Source organism: Pseudomonas fluorescens group sp. (assembly GCF_020093335.1).
In the GTDB taxonomy this organism is placed as follows: domain Bacteria; phylum Pseudomonadota; class Gammaproteobacteria; order Pseudomonadales; family Pseudomonadaceae; genus Aquipseudomonas; species Aquipseudomonas petroselini.
This window is the reverse complement of the sequence record NZ_JAIOKW010000027.1, coordinates 1-25,071: the sequence shown is the minus strand read 5'-3', so window position 1 is coordinate 25,071 and position 25,071 is coordinate 1. Positions and strand designations below refer to the sequence as shown.

The window sequence follows — 25,071 nt, the reverse complement described above, 5'->3', positions numbered from 1 at the left end:
TCGTTTCTGCCAGCCCCGCTATCATTCGCTCCATTCTTCGGGGGATTTAACTGATGCTCAATGGCCTGTGGCTTGGCTTCTTTGTCGTGGCAATGGTGTCGGCACTGGCGCAATGGCTGGTCGGCGGTAACGCCGGGATTTTCGCGGCGATGGTCGAAAGCATTTTCGCCATGGCCAAACTGTCGGTGGAAGTGATGGTGCTGCTGTTCGGCACCCTGACGTTATGGCTGGGCTTTTTGCGCATCGCCGAAAAAGCCGGGATCGTCGACTGGCTGGCCAAGGCCCTCGGCCCGCTGTTCCGCCGCCTGATGCCGGAAGTGCCCGCCGGCCATCCGGCCATCGGCTTGATCACCCTCAACTTCGCTGCCAACGGCCTGGGCCTGGATAACGCCGCCACGCCTATCGGTTTGAAAGCGATGAAGGCGCTGCAGGAACTCAACCCAATCCCCAACACGGCGAGTAACGCGCAGATCCTGTTCCTGGTGCTCAACGCCTCATCGCTGACGTTGTTGCCGGTCACCATCTTCATGTACCGCGCCCAGCAAGGCGCTGCGGACCCAACACTGGTGTTCCTGCCGATCCTGCTGGCGACCAGCGCGTCCACCTTGGTGGGCCTGCTGTCGGTGGCGGTGATGCAGCGCCTGCGGCTGTGGGATCCGGTGGTGCTGGCCTACCTGATTCCAGGCGCATTGGTGCTGGGCGGCTTCATGGCGCTGCTGGCGACCCTCTCCGCCACCGCTCTGGCCGGGTTGTCGTCGATCCTGGGCAACCTCACGCTGTTCGGCCTGATCATGTTGTTCCTGGTGATCGGTGCGTTGCGCAAGGTCAAGGTGTATGAGGCGTTTGTCGAAGGGGCCAAAGAAGGCTTCGATGTGGCCAAGAACCTGCTGCCCTACCTGGTGGCGATGCTGTGTGCCGTGGGTGTGTTGCGTGCCTCAGGGGCGCTGGATTTTGGCCTTGAAGGCATTCGCCATGTGGTCGCCTGGACGGGCATGGACACGCGCTTTGTGGATGCCTTGCCGACCGCGATGGTCAAGCCGTTCTCCGGCAGCGCTGCGCGAGCGATGCTGATCGAGACCATGCAGACCCAGGGCGTGGACAGCTTCCCGGCGTTGGTGGCGGCGACGATTCAGGGCAGTACCGAGACCACTTTCTATGTGTTGGCGGTGTACTTTGGTTCGGTGGGGATCCAGCGAGCGCGGCATGCCGTGGGTTGTGCGTTGCTGGCGGAGTTTGCCGGTGTGGTGGCGGCGATTTCGGTGTGCTACTGGTTCTTCGGTTAAGGCTTGGATTGCTATCGGGGGCAAGCCCCCTCCCACATTTGAATGTGTTCACAGATCAACCTGTGGGAGGGGGCTTGCCCCCGATGAGGCCCTCAGTGTTTAGCTGCGTTATTGCCTTGCTGAACCACCCAATCCACCACCTGCTTATTCAACTGATCCCCCGCCTGTCCAAACCCGGCGACCACCGCCGGCACCTTGGTATCGCTCACCGGTTGCCTCACTTCAAACCGCCGACTGGCAACAATCCGCTGATCACTGCCGCGTACCAGGCGCGCGTCCAGGCGAATCACCACCTCCACCGCACTGCCGCGGTATTCACTCTGGAACGCCTGCAATTGCCCGCCCAGTTCATAGTCGGACTGCAGGTTGGTGTCATCGGTACTCAGCAGCGTCACCCGACCATCGCGTTGAAAGCCATCCATGAAGCGGTTGCGCAACAGTACCGGCGACGGATCGCTCCAGCGCGAGTTGGCATAGCTGCTGATCAGGTCGCCATTGGGCACCACGGCAATACGTGGGCTGTCGAGAAATTCGCTGGTCTGCGGCTTATTCACACGCAGCGACCAACTGACCGGCGCACCCTGGCTGGTGGTCTGGGCCGAGGTCAGGCGATACACATCAGAAGGGTCGGCCTTGGGAAGAATCGAGCACGCGCTCACGAGTGCCAGCGCCACAGGGGCGATCATTTGGTAAGCACGCTTCATGGCGTGAACTCCTTGTTCTTGTCGCTGCCCAGCAGGTAACCGCTGGGGTTGGCTTCCAGGCGGCGGGAGATGGCGCGCAGCGAACCGAGGGTTTCGCGCAGTTCGCGCACGGCCGGCGCCAGTTCGTTGAGGCCTTGCATGCCGCTGTTCACCGAATCCTTGTTGTTGGTCAGCAAGGTGTTGATGGTCGCGGTGCTGTGTTCCAGGGACTTCATGGCCTGCTCGGCGCTGCCAAAGGCCTGCTTGCCTTGTTCGTTGAGCAAGCCGTTGGCGTTGCGCATCAGCACAGTGGTCTGCTCCAGGGCGGCGCTGGCCTGTTTGCTCACTTGCATCAGTTGCTGCATCACCACCTTGATATCGCCGCGCTGGTCGGCGATGACGCCGGTAGTTTTTTGCAGGTTATCCAGGGTGTTGCTCAGGCGCTCGACGTTCTCGCGGGAAAACAGGTCGTTGGCGTTATGCAGCAGCAGGTTGATGCTGGTCATCAGGTCGTTGCTGTTGTTCAGCAGGCGCGCGATAGGTGAGGGTGAGGCGATGATTTCCGGCAAGTTACCGTCTTTGCCCTTGAGTTCGGGGCTTTGCGGCGTACCGCCGCTGAGTTGGATAATCGAGGTGCCGGTGATGCCGGTCAGCGCCAGCTTGGCCTGGGTGTCTTCCTTGATCGGCGTCTCACCGGCCAGGCGGATACGTGCCAGTACGCGACGCGGATCTTTGGGGTCCAGGCGCAGGCTGATCACATCGCCCACTTTAATCCCGCTGTACTGCACCGAACTGCCCTGTGACAGGCCGCTGACCGCCTCGTTGAAAATCACTTCGTAATCCTGGAAGGCGCTGTCGACGCTGGACTTGGCCAGCCACAGGCCGAACAACATCGCGCCGACTACCACGATCACGCTGAACAAACCGATCATCACATGATGGGCTCGGGTTTCCATGTCATACCTCGTTGAGCGATTGAGCGGCATCCAATGCCGCGCGGCCTCGGGGGCCGTGGAAATATTCGTGAATCCACGCGTCGTCCGTTTCCGAGACGACATCGATGGCGTCGGCCACCAGCACCTTTTTCTGTGCCAGCACTGCCACGCGGTCGGTGATGGTGTACAGCGTGTCCAGGTCGTGGGTGACCAGGAACACGCTCAGGCCCAGCGCATCGCGCAGGGTCAGGATCAGTTGATCGAATTGCGCCGCGCCAATCGGGTCGAGGCCAGCGGTGGGTTCGTCGAGAAACAGGATGTCGGGGTCCAGGGCCAGCGCACGGGCCAGCGCGGCGCGCTTGATCATGCCACCCGACAGTGACGCCGGGTATTTGTCGGCTGCCGACAGTGGCAACCCGGCCAGGGCCAGTTTGACCGCGGCCAGGTGCTCGGCGTCGCGGCGGCTGAGGCCGGCGTGCTCGATTAATGGCAGCGCTACGTTTTCGGTCACGGTCAGCGAGGAAAACAGCGCGCCCTTCTGGAACAGCACGCCAAAGCGTCGCTCCACCAGGGATCGCTCATGCTCCGCCAGGCTCGGCAGGTTCTTGCCGAACACCCGGACTTCGCCTGCGCTGGGCCGGCGCAGGCCGACGATGCTGCGCAACAACACCGACTTGCCGCTGCCGGAGCCGCCGACCACGGCAAGGATCTCGCCTTTGTACAAGTCCAGATCGAGGTTCTCGTGCACGCGTTGAGTGCCAAAGCGATTGCACAGGCCGCGCACTTCAATCACCGCCTCGGCGGTCGCACGGTGTAAGCGACTCACCAGCCCATCTCCATAAAAAACAGCGCGGCGACCGCGTCCAGCACGATCACCACAAAAATCGATTGCACCACGCTGGAGGTGGTGTGGGCACCGACGGACTCGGCGCTGCCGCTCACCTTGAAGCCTTCCAGGCAGCCGATGGCGGCGATCAGGAAGGCGAAGATCGGCGCTTTCACCAGGCCCACCAGGAAATGCTGCACGCCAATGTCCGATTGCAGCAGTGAGAGGAACATCGCCGGCGAAATATCCAGGGCCACGGCGCACACCACGCCACCGCCGACAATGCCCGAGAGCATTGCCAGGAAGGTCAGCATCGGCAGCGCTACCAGTAGCGCCAGTACGCGCGGCAATACCAGCAGTTCCATCGGGTCCAGGCCCAGGGTGCGGATCGCGTCGATCTCTTCGTTGGCCTTCATCGAGCCGATTTGTGCGGTAAAGGCACTGGCGGTGCGACCGGCGATCAGGATCGCGGTCAGCAACACTCCGAATTCGCGCAGGAAGGAGAACGCCACCAGGTCGACGGTGAAAATCGTCGCGCCAAAACTCTTGAGTACGGTGGCGCCGAGGAACGCCACCACGGCACCGACCAGAAAGGTCAGCAGGGCCACGATGGGGGCGGCGTCGAGGCCGACCTGTTCCAGGTGCGCGACCATCGGCGTGAGGCGCCAACGCCTGGGCCGGAAAATTCCGCGGGCGAAGGTTTCGAGGATCAGGCCGATAAAGCCCAGCAGTTGCTTGCTGTCTTGCCAGACGGTGTCTACCGCCCGGCCGATGCGAGCCAGCACTTGAATACCGGCGGCTTCTTCCGGGGCTTTCTCCGGTACGCAAAAATCATTCAGGGAGCGGTAGACGGTCTTGAGCAGTGCACGGTCAGCGGCAGACAAGCTGCAATCGGTCTGCTCGGCGGATTGCTCGATGCGGGTCGGTCCCAGCAACTCCACCAGCAGCGAGGCGCCGGCGGTATCGAGGGCGCCCAGGCCATTGAGGTCGATACGCGCGCCCGCATCGTATTGGCCGTCGAGCTTGTCCGACAGCTTCTTCAGGCTGGCATAGTGGGCAAGCGTCCAGTCTCCCGTAATCCTCAGCTGTGGCGGGGTGGTGGACGTATCGAGGTGGGCTGCACCGGCTGAGGTACTGGTGGTCATAAGCTCCGAGCTTGTTGGCTATCCACAATTCCTACGTAATAGCACGATCCTGCCTACTTTGGGTTGTCCGTTTGTGCTGAGTCCGTCACTTTGAAACGCAGCACGCCGATCACCTGCCCGTCTTCGGTCAGCACCTGTACCTGCCAGCGACCCACGGCGTCGGCGGGGAAGTTCTGCTTGTGGGTCCAGGCGCGATAGCCCTCTTTGCGCCCGCCGTGGATATCCAGGGCGATGCGGTCAACCTCTTTGCCATTGAATTTCCACACGTGGTAAATCCGCTCATCCAGCCCACGCGGGGCGTTGATCGCGGTGTAGGCGTAGAGCCCGCCGCTGCGCAGTTGAGCGGCGGTGACTTCCTTGAGGTCGTCGCCCGGCGTGCGGTCTTGCAGTTGGGTGCTGATGGCCACTTCGGTCATCCACAGCGTGGCTGGCGGCACCCAGCTGCGCAGGAACCAACCGGCGCAGCCAATCGCAGCGGTGACCCCCAGTAGCATCGCCCAGCCTTTGAGGCTGCGCAGCGGCAGGCTTACCGCCAGGCTCGGGATCGACAGTGCCATGGCGACGCCGAGGGCCAGCTTGTAACTCTCAGCCGTGGTCAGGTGCAGGATGATCGGCAGTGCGGTGAGCAGCGCCGCGAACAGCGTGAAGGTGTGCAGTGCGAGGAACAGCGAGCGTTTGGGCGCCAGCCATTTGTAGTACAGCGGGTCGATTATCGATACCAGCGCTGCGGCGCCGAGCAGGCCGGTGAACACCGACTGGCCGCTGTTCCAGGCGGTGGTGATGAAAAAGAACGGCAGCACAAAGAACAGGCTTTCCTGGTGAATCATCTGGGTCGCATAGCGCAGCAGCGGCTCGGGGATTTCGCGCTTGAAGACTTTGGTGAACAGCTGGGTAAAGCTGTTTTCCAGCATCAGCCACAGCCAGCTCACCAGCATGATCACGGCGATCCAACTGGCCATGCCCTGCTGGCGATCCACCAGAATGAAGCTGCCCACACCCGAGACAAAACCGCCCAGTGCTATCACCCCGGGGTAGCGCTTCATCAGTTCGAGGATGCGGGTGATCAAGCGGGTCAGGTTTTGCATTCGGCGGTTCGCAGTCTTTGTAGGAGAAAATCCCAGACAGAATAACGTCTTAGCCCGTTGTCCGGTGCCTCATTACGCAAACCGTTTGCGATAAACCCGCACGCCGATCAACACAAAGGTGATCAAGCCGAGCACGCCGACACCGATCCAACTCAGGCCGTCATAGCTGAGCAGCGGTTTCTCGATACGCCAGTAGCCGGGCTGCTGGAACACTTGGCGCATGGCCTGGTTGGTCTGGTCCAGGCTTACCGCCTTGATGCGCTTGACCGGGTCGCTGAAGTGGCCGTTGTTGTAGTCACCGGAAGCGCTCCAGTAGTAGTCGGCCAACGCGCTGTTGCCCTGCACTGCCCAGGCCTGGCGCGCGATGGCGGCTTGTTGCAAGCGAGCGAATACCGCCGGATCGAGGCCATCCTTGAGCAGTTGGGCCTTGAGGTCCTGGAGAACCTGCTCTGCTTCGGGGAGGTTTTCGCGCTCAAGGTCGGCATTCAGGCTGAGGAAGCCGACGCCGCCGAGGACTTCACGTTCGCTCCAGGGGCCGTAGGACAAACCGTGCTTGAGGCGCAGTTGGCGGTACAGCGCCCAATCGAGGTAATCCTTGAGCAGGTCGTAGGTCTCATCATGCTGGTCGTCCAGCACCGGCTCGGGGAACAGCCAGTGCAGCTTGGCGCTGTCGCCGACCCAGCCGTGGATCAGTTCGCGATGGCTGGCGGCGGCGTGCTGGATCTCCGGCAGCGCTGGGTGTTCAGTGGGGTCAACCGGGTCGAGTTGCCCGAAGGTGCGCTCCAGATAGGCCGGCAGCAGCTTGTCGAGGTCGCCGACGATGATCAAGGTCATGTTGTTGGGCGCGTACCAGTGTTTGCGCAGGTGCTCCAACTGGTCGCGGGTCAGGTGGTCGACCTCGGCGCGCTCGGCGCATTTGAGTCCCAGTTCGACCGCCAATTGGTTGCTGGCGGTGTGGCCCAGGTCCTGGCGGTCCAACAGGCGTTGCAGGTGTGAGTAGTGGCCGCCGTCTTCACGTTCGACGACCTGCTTGGCGGCGTTGATATTGGCGTCGGTCAGTTCGGTGCGGGTGATGATCGCCAGCAGCAGGTCCAGCACTTTGCGCTGGTTTTGTGCGGGCGCCTCGATCACAAAGGTGGTGTCGGCGTTGCTGGTGTAGGCGTTCCACTCGCCGCCCAGCGCTTGCATGCGGTCTTCCAGCTCACCTTCGCCGCCGCCGTCGATGCCGCTGAACAGCAAGTGTTCCAGCAGGTGCGGCAATTCCTTGTCTTCGCAGCTGAAGTCATCCAGGCCCACGCCCACCACCAGGCGGATCGCCACATGCCCGCGCTCGGTGCCCGGTTTGAGCAACAGTTGCAGGCCGTTGGGCAAGGTGTAGCCCTCGACTTGCAGGCGGTCAAAGGCGAAGACGTGGGCAGAACCCATGAGCAGACAAGCGAACAACAGGCGACGCATAACAAGCTTCCTGGCGAGTGAGGTCAGTGTTAACTGACTTCACGGGCCATAGTACGTTCAGGGCGAATGTGTGATGTCGGCAATATCTTCGGCAGAGAGCGCGCCGGTGTCAGACGTTTCCAAGACTACATAGGCACTGCTGCAAAACAACGAGTTCAGTCGTTTCATGTCGGCAATCAGTTCCAGGTGCAGGGAGCTGGTCTCCAGGCTTTGCACGATTTTGCGCTGTAACCGGCTGACGTGGGCGTGGGCCAGGCGGCGTTCCTGGGCGCGGAAACGGCGTTTTTCGCGCAGCAATTGGCGGGCGCTTTCCGGGTCGGCGCTGAGGAACACCGACAGGCCGAGGCGCAGATTGGCGATCAGTTGGCTGTGCAGGCCAGTGAGTTCTTCCAGGCCGACTTCGGAGAACTGGCGACGCTGTGAGGTTTTTTGCTGCTGGACTTTGCGCAGCATGCGTTCGATCAGGTCGCCGGCCAGTTTCAGGTTGATGGAAAGCTCGATGATTTCCGCCCAGCGGCGGCTGTCGTGCTCGCTGAGGTCTTCGCGGGGCATCTGCGCCAGGTAGAGTTTGATCGCGCTGTAGAGCGACTCGACGTCATCGCTGAGGCTGCGCATTTCCTGGGTGATGGCGGTCTGTTTGCCACGCAGGACTTCCTGCATGGCGGTGAGCATATTGTCGATCAGGTCGCCCAGGCGCAGGGTTTCACGGGCGGCGTTGGCCAGCGCCAGGCTCGGTGTGGCCAGGGCGGCCAAGTCAAGGTGGCGGGGTTTGGCCTTGCCATTGGTTTCTTCGCGCTCGGGCAGCAACCAGGCACATAGCCGGGCCATCGGGCCGATGGTCGGCAACAGGATCAGGCAGCGGCTGACGTTATAGAGCAGGTGGAAGGTGATGACCATGCCTTGGGCGCTGTAGTCCAAGCCGTCCATCCACAGCACCAGCGGGTCAAGTACCGGGATGATCAGCAGCAAGCCGATCAACTTGTACAGCACGCTGCCCAGCGCCACTTGGCGTCCGGCGGCGTTTTGCATGCTCGTGCTGAGGAAAGCCAGGACGCCGCTGCCGATGTTGGCGCCGATCACCAGGCCGATCGCCACGTGCAAGCCGATCACGCCGGCGCCGGCGAGGGTGGCGGTCAGCAGAACGGCGGCCAGGCTGGAGTAGGAAATCATCGCGAACAAAGCGCCGACCAGGGCGTCGAGCAAAATGTCGCCGGTCAACGAAGCGAACAGCACTTTCACACCTTGGGCGTGGGTGATGGGGCCGGCGGCTTCGACGATCAATTGCAGGGCGAGGATGATCAACCCGAGGCCGATGCCGACCCTGCCCAACTGCCCTGCCCGCGTTTGTTTGCGCGACAGAAAGAAAATCACCCCGAGAAAGATCAGCAGCGGTGACAGCCATGACAAGTCAAACGTCAGCACCCGCGCCATCAGCGCGGTGCCGACGTCGGCACCGAGCATGGTCGCCAAGGCGGGCATCAGCCCCATCAGGCCCTGGCCGACAAAGGAGGTCACCAGCATTGCCGTGGCGTTGCTGCTCTGCACCATGGCGGTCACCAGGATACCGGCGATAAACGCCAGCCAGCGCTTGGACATGTTCTGCCCGATGACTTGGCGCAAGTTGGAACCGTAGACCCGCAGGATGCCGGTACGGACGATGTGCGTGCCCCAGATAAGCAGGGTCACGGCGGAAAGCAGATTGAGCAGGGTCAGCATGCTCGGCCCCCCGTGTAGGTGCGCTCTAAAATGAGCGAAGGAAAGTTACCGCGTGCCGCTCTACGTCTTTTACTTAAGCTGTAGTTGGCGAATGGGCTCTGCGCCAGCATCGCATAGCTAAAGTGGGGATTGAAACAAAACTGTCATGAAATCAGCTTTTTGCAGATGCGAAAAAGGGGCTCGAAAGCTAATGCCAGTCAGTTAAGGGCAAACACTGTACCTGTGGCGAGGGAGCTTGCTCCCGTTGGACTGCGCAGCAGTCCCAGTCTTTTGAAACAAAGAGCTGGGGCCGCTTCGCGGCCCAACGGGAGCAAGCTCCCTCGCCACAGGTTATTTTGTACCCTTTCTACGTCTTAACTGACTGGCATTAGGCGCGAAAGCCCCTTTCAGCAGCGGGTCAGCTTTATTGACCCGGAATGTCTTTGCGCAGTTTCACCGGATCCTGCTGTTTGCGCTTTTTCGCGATGGCCGTACGCATCTTGATGTTCACCGCTTCCACCGCCAGCGAGAACGCCATGGCGAAGTAAACGTAGCCTTTTGGCACGTGCACATCGAAGGATTCGGCGATCAGTACAGTACCCACCACCAGCAGGAACGACAGGGCCAGCATCTTCAGCGACGGGTGCTTGTCGATGAATTCGCTGATGGTGCCTGCGGCCAGCATCATCACCAGTACCGCAACAACAATCGCCGCGACCATGACCGGCACGTGGGAGACCATGCCAACAGCGGTGATCACCGAGTCCAGGGAGAACACGATGTCGATGATCGCGATCTGGATGATGGTGTAGATGAACTTACCACCCTTGCCGCCTGGCTCGTCGTGGGTTTCGTCTTCACCTTCCAGTGCGTGGTACATCTCCTGGGAGCTTTTCCACAGCAGGAACAGACCACCGAAGAACAGGATCAGGTCGCGGCCGGAAATGCCTTGGCCGAAGACCACGAACAGGTCGGCGGTCAGTTGCATCACCCAGGTGATCGACAGCAGCAACATGATGCGCGTGACCATGGCCAGGGCCAGGCCGAAGATCCGGGTGCGCGCCTGCATATGCTTGGGCATGCGGCTGACCAGGATCGAAATCATGATGATGTTATCGATGCCCAGGACGATCTCGAGGGCCGTCAGGGTGAAGAAGGCAATCCAGATTTCCGGATTGGTCAGCCATTCCATGTGTATTCCTTTGAGCAAGTGTTAAACCGCGCAAGCTGCAGCGCCGCGCGGTGAGTGAGTCGGTACGATTATAGAGTGCTGAACAGCGGAAAAATCCCCATCAGCAATGCGGCGAACATTATGCACAGGCACACCAGTACTGCCCACTTCAGGGTGAAGCGCTGGTGATCGCCAAATTCGATACCGGCCAGGGCTACCAGCAGGTAGGTCGACGGTACCAGCGGGCTGAGCAAGTGCACAGGCTGGCCAACGATGGAGGCGCGGGCCATTTCCACGGCGGTGATGCCGTAGTGGCTGGCGGCTTCGGCGAGCACTGGCAGAACGCCATAGTAGAACGCGTCGTTGGACATGAAGAAGGTAAACGGCATGCTCACCAGTGCGGTGATCACGGCCAGGTAAGGGCCCATGGCCTCCGGGATGACCGCCAGCAGGCTCTTGGACATGGCGTCGACCATGCCGGTACCGGACAGGATGCCGGTGAAGATACCCGCGGCGAAGATCAGACCCACCACCGCCAGTACGCTGCCGGCGTGGGCGGCGACGCGGTCTTTCTGCTGTTGCAGGCAGGGGTAGTTGACGATCATCGCGATACTGAATGCCACCATGAACAGCACCGGCAACGGCAACAGACCGGCGATCAGGGTGCACATCAGGGCCAGGGTCAGTGCGCCGTTGAACCAGATCAGCTTGGGACGACGAGCGTCGGGGTATTGCGACACGCTGATTTCACTGTGGTCGATCTCATCGCCTTGCAGGTGCAGTTCACCCAGGCGCGCACGTTCGCGTTTGCCGTACATGTAGGCAATCACCAGGATCGCCACCACGCCGGCGGCCATCGCCGGGATCATCGGTACGAAAATATCCGATGGGTCCACATGCAGCGCACTGGCGGCACGGGCGGTCGGGCCGCCCCAAGGGGTCATGTTCATCACGCCACCGGCGAGGATGATCAAGCCTGCCATGATCCGCGGGCTCATGCCGATGCGCTGGTACAGCGGCAGCATCGCGGCCACGCAGATCATGTAAGTGGTAGCGCCATCACCGTCGAGGGACACGACCAGGGCCAGCACGGCGGTACCGACGGAGACCTTCAGCGGGTCGCCCTTGACCATCTTTAGGATCTTGCGCACGGCCGGGTCGAACAGGCCGGAGTCGATCATCAGGGCAAAGTAGAGAATGGCGAACATCAGCATCACGCCGGTCGGCGCGAGCTTGGTGATGCCTTCGAGCATCATCGGGCCGATCTTCGGGGCGAAACCGCCGAACAGCGCAAACAGGATCGGCACGATGATCAGGGCGATCAGCGCGGACAGGCGCTTGGTCATGATCAGGAACATGAACGTGATGACCATGGCAAAGCCAAGGAAAGTCAGCATAGGAATACTCCAGGCGTAGCGCGGCTAGGGAATGGCGAACCGGGTGGGGTCAGCGCAGAACTAAAGGCACGAGGCGTACGGGTGGAGTTGGGGCGAACAGGCGGGTACGGACGGACATCGGGAATCACCATTGTTGTTGTTAACAGCCGGTCTGTTGCCGGCAGTGGAGGCGATCCTAGACGGGTAAGCTTTCAGCCAGCTTTCGCCGGAAAAACAGGTGACGAAGGGAATGCACGCAGTCTCTGGCTTTATGTAGATCAAAATGTGGGAGGGGGCTTGCCCCGATAGCGGTGTGTCAGCCTGTGCATGCAGTGACTGGCACGCTGCAATCGGGGGCAAGCCCCCTCCCACATTTGTCTGTGTTTGGCTTGAGGTTTTTAGGGCAGTTCCAGACCGCCCGCTGCTTTGTGCAACGTCCGCAAATGCTCGCCCACCAGTTTGAGGTTGGCTTCGCAGGCGGCAATTTCGGCGGAACGGGAAGGATCCAGCAGCGCCCTCACCTCTTTATCCAATTCGCCGGTCAGGGATTGCAGCTGCTTCTGGCGCTCGGCGCTTTCCGATTCAAGACGCTTTGCTTCCGAAGGTTGCGGCAGGCCATAACCACCGCTGCCCAGCAGCTCCGCCGGGCGACTGAGGAAGCCGCTGTTGGCGAGGATCTGCTGCAGCGTGGCGTTGGCTTTCTCCATGCCACCGTTTTTCAGCTCGCGGGCACCGAGGTAGCGTTGTTTGACTTCGTCCTGGGCCAGCATCAACTGCTTGCGAAAGCTTGCCTGCTCAAGCAGTAGCAGCGCGGCGCTGGTGCGCAGATCGGCCTGGCCGAACCACTGGCGGCGCTCCTCTGCACTGAGGGACAGCCAGTCTTCAACCTGGGTCTGTTTGATCGGCAGGCGTTTGCGCAGCACATCGAACATGGCCTGGTAGCGTTCGCGGAAGGAGTCGAAGTGATAACCCAGGCGCAGTGCCCGGCGTTTGTCATCCAGCACACTGGTGTCGGCCAGGCCGCGGGCGTTCAGGACTTCGAGCAGACCGTTGGGAGTGATGTTGTCCAGGCCGGTCAGTTGCGGGTTGGCGCTGCCGCTGCGTAGCAGTTTCAGGCTCTCCACCGCGCAGTTGTTGGAGATGAAGAAGTAGTTGCCGTCGTAGCTCCAATGCATCTCGGCGGCGTGCTCGACGGTGTCGTTGATTTCCTGGCGGGTCAACTTCAACGGTACGGAAGCCAGGCCGCGCAATTCGGTCTTGGTGTATTCGTCGATCACTTGCGCCAGTGGCAGTACAAACAACCGCGATGGGTACTTGCCGACCAGGCCATCCCAGCTCGATAGCTGTACGTCACCGACGAACGCGCGGTAGGACAACACCAGATGCTGGTCCAGGTCGAGCCGACAATCCGGCCCGCGTGGACGCCCCGGCGCACAGATCACCAGGCGTAGCATGCTGTGGCCCCAGCGGCTGACCAGGTTCTGGTTAGCTTCGGCCAGCAGGTAGTCGATTTCGTAGACGCGCTCCGGGTCCACATGACCCAGCGGCGTCTTGGCGAAATCGTTACCGGCGTTCAGGAAGGCGTAGGTGCTGGCGCAGGTGTCTTGTTCCGGCGGGGCCCAGCCGAAGTGTTCCTGGTAATAGCGGAACAATGCCGGGCGCCGGCAGGCGTAGCTGGGGTCGAGGAGGAAGTACTCCATGTTGACCGCGACGAATTCCAGCGGGCTGGTGGTTTCGTAGATGTCCGGGCTGCGGGCGACCTGATGGTTGTGCTGCTCACGCTCGCCGCGACGGCCGACGTATTGCGGCCAGCCGGCAAGGTCCAGCAGGCGCGGGTCGTCACTGAGGGTAAAGCGACGGCCATTCTGGCCACGGCATTGATCAGGCAGGCCGATCAGGCCGGTGAGGTTGTTTTGGCGGCTGCAACGATTGATCAGCGCGCGGTCCTCTTTGGACCACAGGCGCGCACGGTCATAGATGTGGGTCAGTTCGTGCAGCACCGTGGCGAGCATTTCGCGACGCACGGTGCCGTGGGGGCGATTGGTTTTCTGCGTGGCGGCGCTGCCGTCGGTCAGGCTGGCGAGCAGGTTACGGTTGAGGTCCAGCTCGGACACGAGGGAGGCTTGCCCGTAGGCATTCTCGGGCATTTTGTCGGTCCAGCCGACATCGATGCGCCGGTCCAACTGCTCGATAAAGCGCGGCGGTAACGAGCGCATGGCTTCGTCGAGCAACGCCTGGCTGGCCTGCTGTTCAGCCGGACTCAGACCCTCGGTCTTGAGCCGCAGTTGCAAGCTGGCCTGGGCTGCGCTGGCACACAGCAGCACAGTCCCGGCCAGGAGCCAGGCGGCAATTCGCCTCACAGTGCGAGGATAGCTTCTGCGAGGGTCTGGTCACTGGCGTCGCGGGCTTCCGGCAGGCGTGTGCGCAGGGTGTCGAAGGCCGCTTCCAAGTGCGCGCCACGGATCTCGCCGTTGGTAGCGACGAAACTGGCGGCGTCATCGTGGGCTTCGCGCACCACTTTGGAGTCGCGGATGGAGGTGGTGGTGTCCGAAGTGAAATCAATGGTGCGGCCTGAGGCGCGAACAATGATGTTACTGGTGGCCACCAGGGTATGCGCCTGGGCAACGTCGGCCAACAACAGCAGGCCAAGGGTGGCGGCGATCAGCGGGCTACGCATGGAATTACTCCGAATACAAAGATGGAATGCAAAGATGATTATTGGACGAGAATTGCTTGCGCCAGTTCAAGGTCGCTGGCGTTAAGTTTTGGTTGGCTGCGGCGCAGATAATCCAGCGCTGACTCCAGCCGTGCGCCCCGCCATTCGCCGTCAGTGGCGATAAACGCGGCAGCGTCATCCTGAGCGGCCATTATCACTTTTTTGTCGAAGGGTGCGGAGGTCACCTTGCTGGTGGCATACGCGCTCACGACCGTGCTCTGGGTGGTGAGGTCAAAGGCCGAAGCCAATGGCGACCAGCCGCAGAAAAACACCACAGGGACTATTAAAAGGCGGTATGAAAAAGCCATGGGACTCGACAACTGAAAGCGAGCGCCAAGGCTAGCGCAATGCCCAGGCGAGAGCCAGTGCATCGGTATCAGGGAGCGGCAGACGCTCCCTTTGTGCTCCGAATCAGATAGCCAGGATCGCTTGGGCCAGTTGCGCGTCAGTCGCGGTATTCAATTGCGGCGCTTGTTGGCGGATCTGTGCCAGGGCGCTCTCCAGTTTCACACCACGAATGGCACCTTCGCTGGCGACAAAGCTGGCGGCGTCGTCACGAGCGGCGCGCACGACTTTGTTGTCGCGCAGCGAAGAAGTGGCATCGGAGCTGGCGTCGGAGGTGGCCTTGAGCGCGCCGACGATGGAGTCGGTGGTCACGATGAAGCTGGTCGCGCTGGCGTTGGCAGTCAGGGCCAATAGGGCAGCAGCACTCAGCAAGCGAAGACGGGACATGGGAAGACTCCTGTAGATGAACGGATAAGGTGGCGCAGGGCAGCCATTGGGGATCAGACGCCTGTACAACGCGGTTCGCCACGTGGTGGCTGGATATTAAGCCGCCGCTTATCCGTTCGGGAAGCTTCTTGACTGCCTAGTCACGCCAGAACGGCTTGGACAGCTCGGCCATTCGGTCGCCATGGCTGATGCCCAGGTCTGACAGTTCCCGAGCATCAAGCTGTGACAGTTGACGCCGTTCATAAGCCAGGCGTGCCCATCTAACGAAGGCAAAGGCCACCTGGCGTGGCAGCCGCTTATAAAGAGGGGAAGTCGTATCCATGGCGAGTACCTTTCATGAGGTCTTGGATCACCATGTTGGATGGGGCGGGGTCACCGATACAGATACACCAGAGTTAAATTGTACTGCTTAACTGTTTTGCTTTATTAACTGTACCTGTCATTGAGAAAGGCTTCTGTTTTTACGCTCAAAACCCCAAACCCGGAAACAACAAAGCCCGCCTCCGGTTTCCCGGGGCGGGCTCTGTTTTGACAAATCAGGTTGCTGGCAGTGGACCCGTCAGGTCAGGGCCAGCGAGCGCTAAATCAGCGCCAGAACGGCTTGCTCAGCTCTTCGTAGCGTTGAGCTTCGCTGATGCCTGCGTCAGCCAGCAGACGCGAATCCAGACGAGCCAGTTGGTGGCGGCTGGAGATGCGGCGCTGCCACAACATCAGGTTGGCGATAACGCGCAGAGGCAGGGAAGCCTGGGTGTTTACAGCTTTTTCTTCAAAGAACAGTTCGGAACTGAGTGTACGTTCCATGATGACATCCTTCCGCTTGTGGCGGGATTAGGTAGTGGTTTAACTGATGCCAATGATCCTCTCCCGGCGCAAGACTCTCTAGATACAGTTCACCTGTATTGTGAGGGGCCAGTTAACTGTTTATAGGCGCTGTACTGTACGAAAATAGGGCAACTGTACCTGTCTGCACTTAAGTAGTGCGAAATAGCCATTTTCGATGAGGGTTGTGGGATATTTCGGTAGGAAATGACCGGTACAGCAGTACAGTTTTTTCAAGAAGTGGCAGCGACAAGGCCGAGCTGATGAAACTGTATTTGCATCAGCTCGGATCTGTATCAATCAGGCCTTGAGCATGTGCCCGGTTTCTTCCAGGTTAATGTGCCAGCTCAGTGCTTCGCGCAGGATGTGCGGGGTATGCCCGCCGATGGCACAGGCAGCATCGAAGTAACTGTTCAGCGCATCGCGGTACGCCGGGTGTACACAGTTGTCGATGATCACCCGCGCTCGTTCCCGTGGCGCCAGGCCACGCAGGTCAGCCAGCCCGACTTCGGTCACCAGGATGTCGACGTCATGCTCGGTGTGGTCCACATGACTGACCATCGGCACTACGCTGGAAATTGCCCCGCCCTTGGCAATCGACTTGGTCACGAAGATCGCCAAGTGTGCGTTGCGCGCAAAATCCCCGGAGCCGCCAATGCCGTTCATCATGCGCGTGCCGCAGATGTGGGTGGAGTTGACGTTGCCGTAGATGTCGAACTCCAGTGCGGTGTTGATACCGATGATGCCCAACCGACGCACCACCTCAGGGTGATTGGAGATTTCCTGCGGGCGCAGTACCAGCTTGTCTTTGTAGTGTTCCAGGTTGCCGAACACATCGGCATTGCGCCGCTCTGACAACGTGATCGAGCTGCCCGACGCGAAGCTCAATTTGCCTGCATCGATCAGGTCGAAGGTCGAGTCCTGCAACACTTCCGAATACATGGTGAGGTCTTCGAACGGCGAGTCGATCAATCCGCACATCACTGCGTTGGCGATGTTACCTATCCCTGCCTGCAGCGGGCCGAGCTTGTTGGTCATGCGTCCCGCATCGACTTCCTGCTTGAGGAAGTTGATCAGGTGATTGGCGATGCCTTGTGTGTCGCTGTCGGGCGGCGTCACGGTAGAGGCCGAGTCAGCCTGGTTGGTGATCACGATGGCGACGATTTTTTCCGGTGGGATCGGGATGGCGGTGCTGCCAATGCGATCATCGACTTTCACCAATGGGATCGGCGTGCGCGTCGGCCGGTAGGTCGGGATATAGATGTCGTGCAGCCCTTCCAGGTTCGGGTTGTGCGCCATGTTGATCTCGACAATCACCTGCTTGGCGAAAATCGCGAAGCTGGCCGAGTTACCCACAGACGTGGTGGGCACAATATGCCCCTGTTCCGTGATTGCGACCGCTTCAATCACTGCAATGTCCGGCAGCTTGAGTTGGTTGTTACGCAATTGCTCGACGGTTTCCGACAAGTGCTGGTCGATAAACATCACTTCGCCGGCGTTGATCGCTTTGCGCAAGGTACTGTCGACCTGAAACGGCATGCGTCGGGACAGCACGCCGGCTTCGGTCAATTGCTTATCCAGGTCATTGCCCAGGCTGGCGCCGGTCATCAGGGTGATTTTCAGCGGAGAAGTCTTGGCGCGCTCGGCCAAGGCGTGGGGGACGGCCTTGGCTTCACCGGCACGGGTGAAGCCGCTCATGCCGACGGTCATGCCGTCTTCGATCAGTGCGGCGGCGTCTGCCGCGCTCATGACCTTGTTCAACAACGAAGGCAAGCGGATGCGATCACGGTACATGGATTCTTATCTCGGGCTACGGAAGCAAGGTGCGCAGTTTAGTGATTTCAAAAAAAATCGGCCCGCTACCATGGTCGAATGCCAGGTAGCGATTTAGAGCCTTTGGTCGGGTTTCATGGAGTAATAAAAAACCCCAGCCTACAAGAGGCCGGGGTTTCGAGTATTGCGCTGAAGCAGTGTTACTCGACGGCTTTGACCATGTCTTCAATGACCTTCTTGGCATCTCCGAAGACCATCATGGTCTTGTCCAGATAGAACAGCTCGTTATCCAAACCGGCATAACCGCTGGCCATCGAGCGCTTATTGACGATGATGGTTTTGGCCTTGAACGCCTCGAGGATCGGCATGCCGGCAATCGGCGAGTTCGGGTCGTTTTTGGCGGCCGGGTTGACCACGTCGTTCGCGCCAAGCACCAGCACCACATCGGCCTGGCCGAACTCGGAGTTGATGTCTTCCATCTCGAACACTTGGTCGTAAGGCACCTCCGCCTCGGCGAGCAGTACGTTCATGTGCCCAGGCATACGGCCCGCCACTGGGTGAATCGCGTATTTCACGGTGACGCCGCGATGGGTCAGCTTCTCGGTCAGTTCCTTGAGTGCGTGTTGCGCTCGCGCCACTGCCAGGCCGTAGCCCGGCACAATGATCACGGTGTCGGCGTTGGTCAGCAGGAAGGTCGCGTCGTCGGCCGAACCGGATTTCACCGGGCGCGCTTCTTTCGAGCCCGCCGCCGCGCCGGCATCCGGCGCATTGCCGAAACCGCCGAGCAGTACGTTAAAGAAGGAGCGGTTCATCGCCTTGCACATAATGTACGAGAGGATTGCGCCGCTGGAGCCCACCAGGGAGCCGGCGATGATCAACATCGAGTTGTTCAGCGAGAAGCCGATGCCCGCCGCTGCCCAGCCGGAGTAGCTGTTGAGCATCGACACCACCACCGGCATGTCCGCGCCGCCGATCGGGATGATGATCAGCACGCCAAGCACGAAGGCCAAGGCCAGCATCAGGGCAAAGGCAGTGAGGTTGCCGGTGAACATGAACGCCAGACCGAGGCCAAGTGTTGCGAGGCCGAGCACCAGGTTCAGCTTGTGCTGGCCGCCGAACTGTACCGGTGCGCCTTGGAACAGACGGAACTTGTACTTGCCCGACAGTTTGCCGAACGCGATCACCGAGCCGGAGAACGTAATTGCGCCGATGGCCGCGCCGAGAAACAGCTCCAGGCGATTACCGGCTGGAATCGAGTCGCCCAGGTGTTTGACGATGCCCAGGGATTGCGGCTCGACCACCGCGGCAATCGCAATAAACACGGCGGCGAGACCGATCATGCTGTGCATGAACGCCACCAGCTCCGGCATCTTGGTCATTTCTACGCGCTTGGCCATGATCGAACCGGCGGTGCCGCCGATCAGCAGGCCGACGATCACATAGCCGATGCCGGCGGTGGCGAGCTCAGCGCCCAGCTTATAGATGAGGCCCACCGTGGTAAGTACCGCCAGCGCCATGCCGAGCATCCCGAACAGGTTGCCGCGCCGCGACGTGGTCGGATGTGACAGGCCTTTGAGGGCCTGGATGAAGCAGATCGACGCGATCAGATAGAGCGTCGTTACCAGATTCATGCTCATTACTTCGGCGCCTCTTCTTTTGCTTTCGGGGCTTTCTTCTTGAACATCTCAAGCATGCGGCGGGTGACCAGGAAGCCACCGAATACGTTCACTGCTGCCAGTGCCACGGCCAGCGTGCCCATGGTCTTGCCCAGTGGTGTGACGGTGAGGGCTGCGGCGAGCATGGCGCCGACGATCACGATCGCGGAAATGGCGTTGGTCACCGCCATCAATGGCGTGTGCAGTGCGGGCGTTACGTTCCAGACCACGTGGTAACCGACATAAATCGCCAGCACAAAGATGATCAGGTTGTAGATACCGGGGGAGATAAGCTCTTCCATCGTCTGAATCCCTGCTTAGGCGTTTTTGCGGATGACTTGGCCGTCGCGGCACATCAGGCACGCAGCGACGATGTCGTCTTCGAGGTTGATTTCAAACTGCCCTTCCTTGGTGAAGACCAGCTTCAGGAAGTCCAGCAGGTTGCGCGCATACAAAGCTGACGCGTCGGCAGCGACGGCACCGGCCAAGTTGGTCGGGCCGCAGATGATCACGCCATTTTCCACCACCACCTGGTCGGCGACGGTCAGCGGGCAGTTGCCACCTTGGGCGGCGGCGAGGTCGATGACCACTGAGCCAGGCTTCATCTGTGCGACGGTTTCGGCGCTGAGCAGGGTCGGCGCTTTTCGGCCGGGGATCAGGGCGGTGGTAATGACGATGTCGGCCTGCTTGGCGCGCTCGTGCACGGCCAGGGCCTGGCGCTGCATCCAGCTGGTCGGCATTGGGCGTGCATAGCCACCGACCCCGACGGCGCATTCGCGTTCTTCATCGGTTTCGTAAGGCACGTCAACGAATTTGGCACCCAGGGATTCGATCTGCTCTTTAACGGCCGGGCGCACGTCAGACGCTTCGATCACTGCACCCAGGCGCTTCGCTGTGGCAATGGCTTGCAGGCCTGCGACACCGGCGCCGAGGATCAGTACGCGCGCGGCTTTCACGGTGCCTGCGGCCGTCATCAGCATCGGCATGAAGCGCGGGTAATGATGCGCAGCCAGCAACACGGCTTTATAGCCGGCGATGTTGGCCTGGGATGACAGCACGTCGAGGCTCTGTGCCCGTGAGGTGCGTGGCGCTGCTTCAAGGGCAAAGGCCGTGATGCCGCGTTCGGCGAGCTTGGCAATGGTTTCATTGCTGAACGGATTGAGCATGCCCACCAACACGGTGCCGCTTTTGATCAGCGCCAGCTCGCTGTCACTGGGGGCCACCACCTTGAGAATCAGCTCGGCGCCAAACGCATCGTTGGCACTGCCAATGGTTGCGCCTGCCGCTTCATAGGCATTGTCCACGACGCTGGCCTTTAGGCCTGCCCCGCTTTGTACAGTGACCTTATGGCCCTGGCCGATCAGCTTCTTGATGGTTTCCGGGGTGGCAGCCACCCGCGTTTCACCGGTCTGGGTTTCGAGAGGAACACCAATGTGCACGTCAAATCTCCTGCATGATCTTTTTGCTTTTGATCTTTTTGTAAAAAGGCCAGTGCACCGCGAGTGGCGCAACTGGGGCGGCCGATCAGCACGATCCCGCTGAAATGACAGCGGGGCGCGGCATTTTGCAGGCGAACTTTACGGCCTTCAAGGGATTATGACGGGTGACGAAAAATTAACTACAAGTCACCCTGTGACTGATTGTCGCAATACCCTGAAATAACCTCTTCAAATACATGGGCTTAAAGGGCTGCAGGCAGTTTTGCACTCTTTTGCCATCGCCGATGTGAATAGTCGGCTATTGGCTTGTGACAGTCGCTATAAGCCAAGTAGATCATGGCTTTGAGCCTTTTCTTGGACTGACAGATACAGTCTGCTGAAATGCGACATATACGTATATCTGTAGGATTGAAAATTTACTGACTACAAAGTCAGTAACATGGTTGTGGCCTTTAAATGCTGGGGCTGTAGCGCTGGGACTGGTCGATAAGCCAATCCCTGAAGGCGTGCAATGAGGCAGATTCGACCTTTTTGTCCGGAATCATCAAGTAATAAGCCTTTGAGCTGCTCAGCGCCTCTGGGCTGGCGATCAGCAATTGTCCCTCCTCAAGCTCGCGCTGGATGAGGAACGGTGGAATCAGCGCGATCCCCATATCGTGCATGGCGGCCTGGGACAACATCGAGAATAGCTCGTATCGGGGGCCTGTCATGTCGCGGGGTATGTTCAGTTGTTGGGCGTTGAACCATTGGCGCCACGCGTAGGGGCGTGTGGTCTGCTGCAGAAGCGGCAGTTCTGCGATCTCCTGGGGACTGAACCGCGTGCGGCTACCCAATAGCCGAGGGCTGCACACTGGGACAGGGTTTTCCCCCATCAGTCGGTGGGATTCTGTGCCGGACCAGTCGGCATCGCCGAAGTAGATCGCGGCGTCGAATTCAGTGTCGGCAAACAGGAAGGGTCGTGTTCGGTTCGTGAGGTTAACGGTGACTTCGGGGTGCTGGCGTTGGAAGTCCTTGAGGCGAGGAATCAGCCATTGAGTACCGAATGTCGGGACAACGGCCAGTTCGATGGTGTTAGCGCCCTGCTGACCCATGACGGAAAGCGTATCGCGTTCCACCGCATCCAATTGCGTGGCCACGCGACGACTGTAGGACAGCCCCGCTTCTGTAAGCTTTACCCCACGCCGTGAGCGGCGAAACAGCTCGACACTTAAAAACTCTTCGAGGCTGGCGATCTGTCGACAGATGGCACCTTGCGTGATCAAAAGCTCCTGCGCCGCCTTGGTAAAGCTCTCGTGGCGGGCTGCCGCTTCAAAACTGACAAGAGCGGTGGTGCTGGGGATTTTTCTGCGCATATACCGTGTCCTCACTTACTAAAGCGCATATGCGCCTTTCTCGGCTACTTCGAAGTGAGAAATTAGCACAACCCTATGCGGAAACCTCGTTTGCCCTCTGCGCGTGTCGGGCCTAGGCTGCTTCCACGACTTCCGATTCTTTCCGCGAGGACTTATTCATGGCTGGCAAGGCAAGCTTCAACTGGATCGATCCACTGCTGCTCGATCAACAGCTCACCGAAGAAGAGCGCATGGTGCGCGACAGTGCTGAGCAGTTCGCCCAGGACAAGTTGGCCCCGCGTGTGCTCGAAGCCTTTCGCCATGAAAAGACCGACCCTGCTATTTTTCGCGAGATGGGCGAGACCGGTTTGCTCGGTGCGATGATCCCTGAGCAGTACGGTGGCAGCGGCTTGAATTACGTCAGCTATGGGTTGATCGCGCGCGAAGTGGAGCGTGTCGACTCCGGCTATCGCTCGATGATGAGTGTGCAGTCGTCACTGGTCATGGTGCCGATCAACGAGTTCGGCACTGAGGCACAGAAACAGAAGTACCTGCCGAAGCTGGCTTCTGGCGAATGGATTGGTTGTTTCGGCTTGACTGAGCCCAATCATGGCTCCGATCCGGGTGCGATGATCACTCGTGCTCGCAAGGTCGAGGGGGGTTATAGCCTGACGGGCGCGAAGATGTGGATCACCAATAGCCCGATCGCGGATGTGTTTGTGGTCTGGGGTAAGGACGATGCTGGCGATATTCGTGGGTTTGTCCTGGAGAAAGGCTGGAAGGGCCTGAGCGCTCCGGCGATTCATGGCAAGGTCGGGCTGCGCGCCTCCATCACCGGTGAAATCGTCATGGATAACGTGTTTGTTCCGGAAGAGAACATCTTTCCGGATGTGCGCGGTTTGAAGGGGCCCTTCACCTGCCTTAACTCGGCACGCTATGGCATCTCCTGGGGGGCGTTGGGGGCCGCCGAGTTTTGCTGGCATACCGCCCGCCAATACACGCTTGATCGCCATCAATTCGGCCGCCCATTGGCGGCGACCCAGTTGATCCAGAAGAAGCTGGCCGATATGCAGACTGAGATCACCCTGGCCCTGCAAGGTTGCCTGCGTTTGGGGCGGATGAAGGACGAAGGTACGGCGGCGGTTGAAATCACGTCGATCATGAAGCGCAACTCGTGTGGCAAGTCCCTGGATATCGCACGCATGGCGCGTGACATGCTGGGTGGCAACGGTATTTCCGACGAGTTCGGGGTGGCACGTCATCTGGTCAACCTGGAGGTGGTGAATACCTATGAAGGTACTCATGACGTGCATGCGCTGATTCTGGGGCGTGCGCAAACCGGTCTTCAGGCGTTCTATTAATAGGAGCACGGCATGGGCGCGCTTTCGCATCTGCGGGTACTGGATTTATCGCGAGTACTGGCGGGCCCCTGGTCCGGGCAGATCCTCGCGGACCTTGGGGCTGAGGTGATCAAGGTTGAGCGGCCGGGCAGTGGTGATGACACACGCGCCTGGGGGCCGCCATTCCTTAAGGATGCTTATGGTGAGAACACCAGTGAGGCGGCTTATTACCTGTCGGCCAATCGCAATAAGCAGTCTGTGACGATCGATTTCACGCGGCCGGAGGGGCAGGCGCTGGTCCGTGAGCTGGCGGCCAAGTCAGACATCCTGATCGAGAACTTCAAGGTGGGTGGTCTTGCTGCGTATGGGCTGGACTATGAATCGCTCAAGGAGATCAACCCGGAGTTGATCTACTGCTCGATCACTGGCTTTGGTCAGACGGGGCCATATGCTACGCGTGCGGGTTATGACTTCATGATCCAGGGGCTCGGCGGGCTTATGAGCCTGACTGGCCGCCCCGAGGGTGATGAGGGGGCTGGGCCGGTGAAAGTGGGCGTCGCGCTGACTGACATCCTGACGGGGCTCTACTCGACCGTGGCCATCTTGGCGGCACTGGCTCATCGGGATCATGACGGTGGTGGGCAGCACATCGATATGGCGCTACTGGATGTGCAGGTGGCATGCCTGGCGAACCAAGCGATGAATTATCTGACGACAGGTGCCTCGCCCAAGCGCCTGGGGAATGCTCACCCGAACATCGTGCCTTATCAGGACTTTCCCACGGCCGACGGTGATTTCATCCTGACGGTGGGTAATGACGGGCAGTTTCGTAAGTTTGCTGAAGTGGCCGGGCGGCCACAGTGGGCGGATGATCCGCGCTTCTCTACTAATAAGGTGCGGGTGGCCAATCGGGCGGAGCTGATTCCGTTGATTCGCCAGGCTACGGTGTTCAAGACGACGGCTGAGTGGGTATCGCAGTTGGAGCGGGTGGGTGTGCCTTGTGGGCCGATCAATGACCTGGCCCAGGTGTTTGATGATCCGCAGGTCAAGGCGCGCGGCTTGGCGATGGCGTTGCCTCATGCGTTGGCAGGGATGGTGCCACAGGTTGCCAGCCCAATACGGTTGTCGAAGACGCCTGTGGAGTACCGGAGCGCGCCTCCTCTGCTGGGTGAGCATACGGCCGAGGTGCTTCAGGAAGTACTGGGGTTGGGCATGGCGAATGTAGTCGCTTTAAAGGCGGCGGGGGTTATTTGACTGCTTCCTTCTATATAGAGGGTATTGGCGGCTTTTTGTTGGTGGTTTTTTAATCAATGCTAACTAATTGATAGAAAAGCAGAATTAAGGGTTGACGGCAGATTCTGGAAGTCTATAATTCGCCCCACTTCCGGCGCAGTCGAAACGGAAAACTCCTTGGTAAACAAAGAGTTATGCAGGATTCGACAGCGAGTTGCTTCAGTTCATCGAAGCCCAGAAGGAGTTGGTAGGGCAGTGTTGTTTGGCTCTATTAACGTTTCGATCCTCTCGGTCGAAAGCGGAGAAAAAGAGGTGTTGACAGCAGCGTGTAACGCTGTAGAATTCGCCTCCCGCTAACGAGAGATCGGAAGCGCAAGTG

General features: G+C 59.9%; 23 protein-coding genes. 3 read left to right on the top strand and 20 right to left on the bottom strand.

Annotated elements, in window-relative coordinates; genetic code table 11:
* Positions 1-53 precede the first annotated feature (53 nt).
* Complete coding sequence (locus K7431_RS22485) at positions 54-1,283, top strand: nucleoside recognition domain-containing protein (protein WP_012721536.1); 1,230 nt, start codon at positions 54-56, stop codon at positions 1,281-1,283.
* Positions 1,284-1,375: 92 nt separating this feature from the next.
* Here the strand turns inward: K7431_RS22485 and K7431_RS22480 are convergent, their stop codons facing one another.
* The 20 genes from K7431_RS22480 to K7431_RS22385 form a co-directional block, all read right to left on the bottom strand.
* On the bottom strand, positions 1,376-1,987 hold the full coding sequence (locus tag K7431_RS22480; protein ID WP_012721537.1) for an ABC-type transport auxiliary lipoprotein family protein: 612 nt from the start codon (positions 1,985-1,987) through the stop codon (positions 1,376-1,378).
* Positions 1,984-2,922, bottom strand: coding sequence for an MlaD family protein (locus K7431_RS22475; protein ID WP_012721538.1), 939 nt, complete (start codon positions 2,920-2,922; stop codon positions 1,984-1,986). The genes K7431_RS22480 and K7431_RS22475 overlap by 4 nt, the downstream gene beginning before the upstream one ends.
* A gap of 1 nt (position 2,923) precedes the next feature.
* The gene (locus K7431_RS22470; protein ID WP_012721539.1) at positions 2,924-3,727 is read right to left on the bottom strand and encodes an ABC transporter ATP-binding protein; all 804 of its coding nucleotides are present in this window, start codon (positions 3,725-3,727) and stop codon (positions 2,924-2,926) included.
* A complete protein-coding gene (locus K7431_RS22465; RefSeq protein WP_012721540.1) occupies positions 3,724-4,872 on the bottom strand; it encodes an ABC transporter permease in 1,149 nt (382 codons plus the stop codon). Before K7431_RS22465 ends, K7431_RS22470 begins: the two co-directional genes overlap by 4 nt.
* Before the next feature lie 53 nt (positions 4,873-4,925).
* Positions 4,926-5,957: a DUF5924 family protein gene (locus K7431_RS22460; RefSeq protein ID WP_012721541.1), complete on the bottom strand. Its 1,032-nt coding sequence runs from the start codon at positions 5,955-5,957 to the stop codon at positions 4,926-4,928.
* Positions 5,958-6,029: 72 nt separating this feature from the next.
* Complete coding sequence (locus K7431_RS22455) at positions 6,030-7,412, bottom strand: M16 family metallopeptidase (RefSeq protein ID WP_012721542.1); 1,383 nt, start codon at positions 7,410-7,412, stop codon at positions 6,030-6,032.
* A gap of 57 nt (positions 7,413-7,469) precedes the next feature.
* Positions 7,470-9,128 (bottom strand): Na/Pi cotransporter family protein, encoded by a 1,659-nt coding sequence (locus K7431_RS22450; RefSeq protein ID WP_012721543.1) that lies wholly within the window; start codon positions 9,126-9,128, stop codon positions 7,470-7,472.
* 403 nt (positions 9,129-9,531) lie between these two features.
* Positions 9,532-10,299, bottom strand: a complete 768-nt coding sequence (locus K7431_RS22445) for a TerC family protein (protein WP_012721544.1) — start codon at positions 10,297-10,299, stop codon at positions 9,532-9,534.
* Between the two features lie 68 nt (positions 10,300-10,367).
* Complete coding sequence (locus K7431_RS22440; protein WP_003170826.1) at positions 10,368-11,675, bottom strand: CitMHS family transporter; 1,308 nt, start codon at positions 11,673-11,675, stop codon at positions 10,368-10,370.
* Positions 11,676-12,052: 377 nt separating this feature from the next.
* Positions 12,053-14,014: a DUF7844 domain-containing protein gene (locus K7431_RS22435; RefSeq protein WP_012721545.1), complete on the bottom strand. Its 1,962-nt coding sequence runs from the start codon at positions 14,012-14,014 to the stop codon at positions 12,053-12,055.
* Positions 14,011-14,331, bottom strand: a complete 321-nt coding sequence (locus K7431_RS22430; RefSeq protein ID WP_012721546.1) for a DUF2388 domain-containing protein — start codon at positions 14,329-14,331, stop codon at positions 14,011-14,013. Before K7431_RS22430 ends, K7431_RS22435 begins: the two co-directional genes overlap by 4 nt.
* A gap of 38 nt (positions 14,332-14,369) precedes the next feature.
* A complete protein-coding gene (locus K7431_RS22425) occupies positions 14,370-14,678 on the bottom strand; it encodes a DUF2388 domain-containing protein (protein WP_012721547.1) in 309 nt (102 codons plus the stop codon).
* A gap of 103 nt (positions 14,679-14,781) precedes the next feature.
* On the bottom strand, positions 14,782-15,102 hold the full coding sequence (locus K7431_RS22420; protein ID WP_012721548.1) for a DUF2388 domain-containing protein: 321 nt from the start codon (positions 15,100-15,102) through the stop codon (positions 14,782-14,784).
* A 136-nt stretch (positions 15,103-15,238) separates the two neighbouring features.
* Positions 15,239-15,424, bottom strand: coding sequence for a DUF1127 domain-containing protein (locus K7431_RS22415; RefSeq protein WP_012721549.1), 186 nt, complete (start codon positions 15,422-15,424; stop codon positions 15,239-15,241).
* 263 nt (positions 15,425-15,687) lie between these two features.
* The gene (locus tag K7431_RS22410) at positions 15,688-15,903 is read right to left on the bottom strand and encodes a DUF1127 domain-containing protein (protein ID WP_012721550.1); all 216 of its coding nucleotides are present in this window, start codon (positions 15,901-15,903) and stop codon (positions 15,688-15,690) included.
* A gap of 318 nt (positions 15,904-16,221) precedes the next feature.
* Positions 16,222-17,715 carry an acetyl-CoA hydrolase/transferase family protein gene (locus tag K7431_RS22405; protein ID WP_012721551.1) on the bottom strand — a complete coding sequence of 498 codons (1,494 nt, stop codon included), beginning with the start codon at positions 17,713-17,715 and terminating at the stop codon, positions 16,222-16,224.
* 179 nt (positions 17,716-17,894) lie between these two features.
* Positions 17,895-19,331, bottom strand: a complete 1,437-nt coding sequence (locus tag K7431_RS22400) for an NAD(P)(+) transhydrogenase (Re/Si-specific) subunit beta (RefSeq protein ID WP_012721552.1) — start codon at positions 19,329-19,331, stop codon at positions 17,895-17,897.
* Positions 19,331-19,651: an NAD(P) transhydrogenase subunit alpha gene (locus K7431_RS22395; protein ID WP_003220416.1), complete on the bottom strand. Its 321-nt coding sequence runs from the start codon at positions 19,649-19,651 to the stop codon at positions 19,331-19,333. Before K7431_RS22395 ends, K7431_RS22400 begins: the two co-directional genes overlap by 1 nt.
* A 15-nt stretch (positions 19,652-19,666) precedes the next feature.
* Positions 19,667-20,788, bottom strand: a complete 1,122-nt coding sequence (locus K7431_RS22390; protein ID WP_012721553.1) for a Re/Si-specific NAD(P)(+) transhydrogenase subunit alpha — start codon at positions 20,786-20,788, stop codon at positions 19,667-19,669.
* Between the two features lie 452 nt (positions 20,789-21,240).
* A complete protein-coding gene (locus K7431_RS22385) occupies positions 21,241-22,140 on the bottom strand; it encodes a LysR family transcriptional regulator (protein WP_012721554.1) in 900 nt (299 codons plus the stop codon).
* Positions 22,141-22,298: 158 nt separating this feature from the next.
* Between K7431_RS22385 and K7431_RS22380 the strand changes: the two genes are divergently transcribed.
* Complete coding sequence (locus K7431_RS22380) at positions 22,299-23,480, top strand: acyl-CoA dehydrogenase (protein ID WP_003170842.1); 1,182 nt, start codon at positions 22,299-22,301, stop codon at positions 23,478-23,480.
* Positions 23,481-23,492: 12 nt separating this feature from the next.
* Positions 23,493-24,713: a CaiB/BaiF CoA transferase family protein gene (locus K7431_RS22375; protein WP_012721555.1), complete on the top strand. Its 1,221-nt coding sequence runs from the start codon at positions 23,493-23,495 to the stop codon at positions 24,711-24,713.
* Positions 24,714-25,071: the final 358 nt, after the last annotated feature.

Coding starts and splice junctions, on each gene's coding strand:
- K7431_RS22485 (WP_012721536.1), top strand. CDS start 54: ATGCTCAATGGCCTGTGGCTTGGCTTCTTTGTCGTGGCAATGGTGTCG.
- K7431_RS22480 (WP_012721537.1), bottom strand. CDS start 1,987: ATGAAGCGTGCTTACCAAATGATCGCCCCTGTGGCGCTGGCACTCGTG.
- K7431_RS22475 (WP_012721538.1), bottom strand. CDS start 2,922: ATGGAAACCCGAGCCCATCATGTGATGATCGGTTTGTTCAGCGTGATC.
- K7431_RS22465 (WP_012721540.1), bottom strand. CDS start 4,872: ATGACCACCAGTACCTCAGCCGGTGCAGCCCACCTCGATACGTCCACC.
- K7431_RS22460 (WP_012721541.1), bottom strand. CDS start 5,957: ATGCAAAACCTGACCCGCTTGATCACCCGCATCCTCGAACTGATGAAG.
- K7431_RS22455 (WP_012721542.1), bottom strand. CDS start 7,412: ATGCGTCGCCTGTTGTTCGCTTGTCTGCTCATGGGTTCTGCCCACGTC.
- K7431_RS22450 (WP_012721543.1), bottom strand. CDS start 9,128: ATGCTGACCCTGCTCAATCTGCTTTCCGCCGTGACCCTGCTTATCTGG.
- K7431_RS22445 (WP_012721544.1), bottom strand. CDS start 10,299: ATGGAATGGCTGACCAATCCGGAAATCTGGATTGCCTTCTTCACCCTG.
- K7431_RS22440 (WP_003170826.1), bottom strand. CDS start 11,675: ATGCTGACTTTCCTTGGCTTTGCCATGGTCATCACGTTCATGTTCCTG.
- K7431_RS22430 (WP_012721546.1), bottom strand. CDS start 14,331: ATGCGTAGCCCGCTGATCGCCGCCACCCTTGGCCTGCTGTTGTTGGCC.
- K7431_RS22425 (WP_012721547.1), bottom strand. CDS start 14,678: ATGGCTTTTTCATACCGCCTTTTAATAGTCCCTGTGGTGTTTTTCTGC.
- K7431_RS22420 (WP_012721548.1), bottom strand. CDS start 15,102: ATGTCCCGTCTTCGCTTGCTGAGTGCTGCTGCCCTATTGGCCCTGACT.
- K7431_RS22415 (WP_012721549.1), bottom strand. CDS start 15,424: ATGGATACGACTTCCCCTCTTTATAAGCGGCTGCCACGCCAGGTGGCC.
- K7431_RS22410 (WP_012721550.1), bottom strand. CDS start 15,903: ATGGAACGTACACTCAGTTCCGAACTGTTCTTTGAAGAAAAAGCTGTA.
- K7431_RS22405 (WP_012721551.1), bottom strand. CDS start 17,715: ATGTACCGTGATCGCATCCGCTTGCCTTCGTTGTTGAACAAGGTCATG.
- K7431_RS22400 (WP_012721552.1), bottom strand. CDS start 19,331: ATGAGCATGAATCTGGTAACGACGCTCTATCTGATCGCGTCGATCTGC.
- K7431_RS22395 (WP_003220416.1), bottom strand. CDS start 19,651: ATGGAAGAGCTTATCTCCCCCGGTATCTACAACCTGATCATCTTTGTG.
- K7431_RS22385 (WP_012721554.1), bottom strand. CDS start 22,140: ATGCGCAGAAAAATCCCCAGCACCACCGCTCTTGTCAGTTTTGAAGCG.
- K7431_RS22380 (WP_003170842.1), top strand. CDS start 22,299: ATGGCTGGCAAGGCAAGCTTCAACTGGATCGATCCACTGCTGCTCGAT.
- K7431_RS22375 (WP_012721555.1), top strand. CDS start 23,493: ATGGGCGCGCTTTCGCATCTGCGGGTACTGGATTTATCGCGAGTACTG.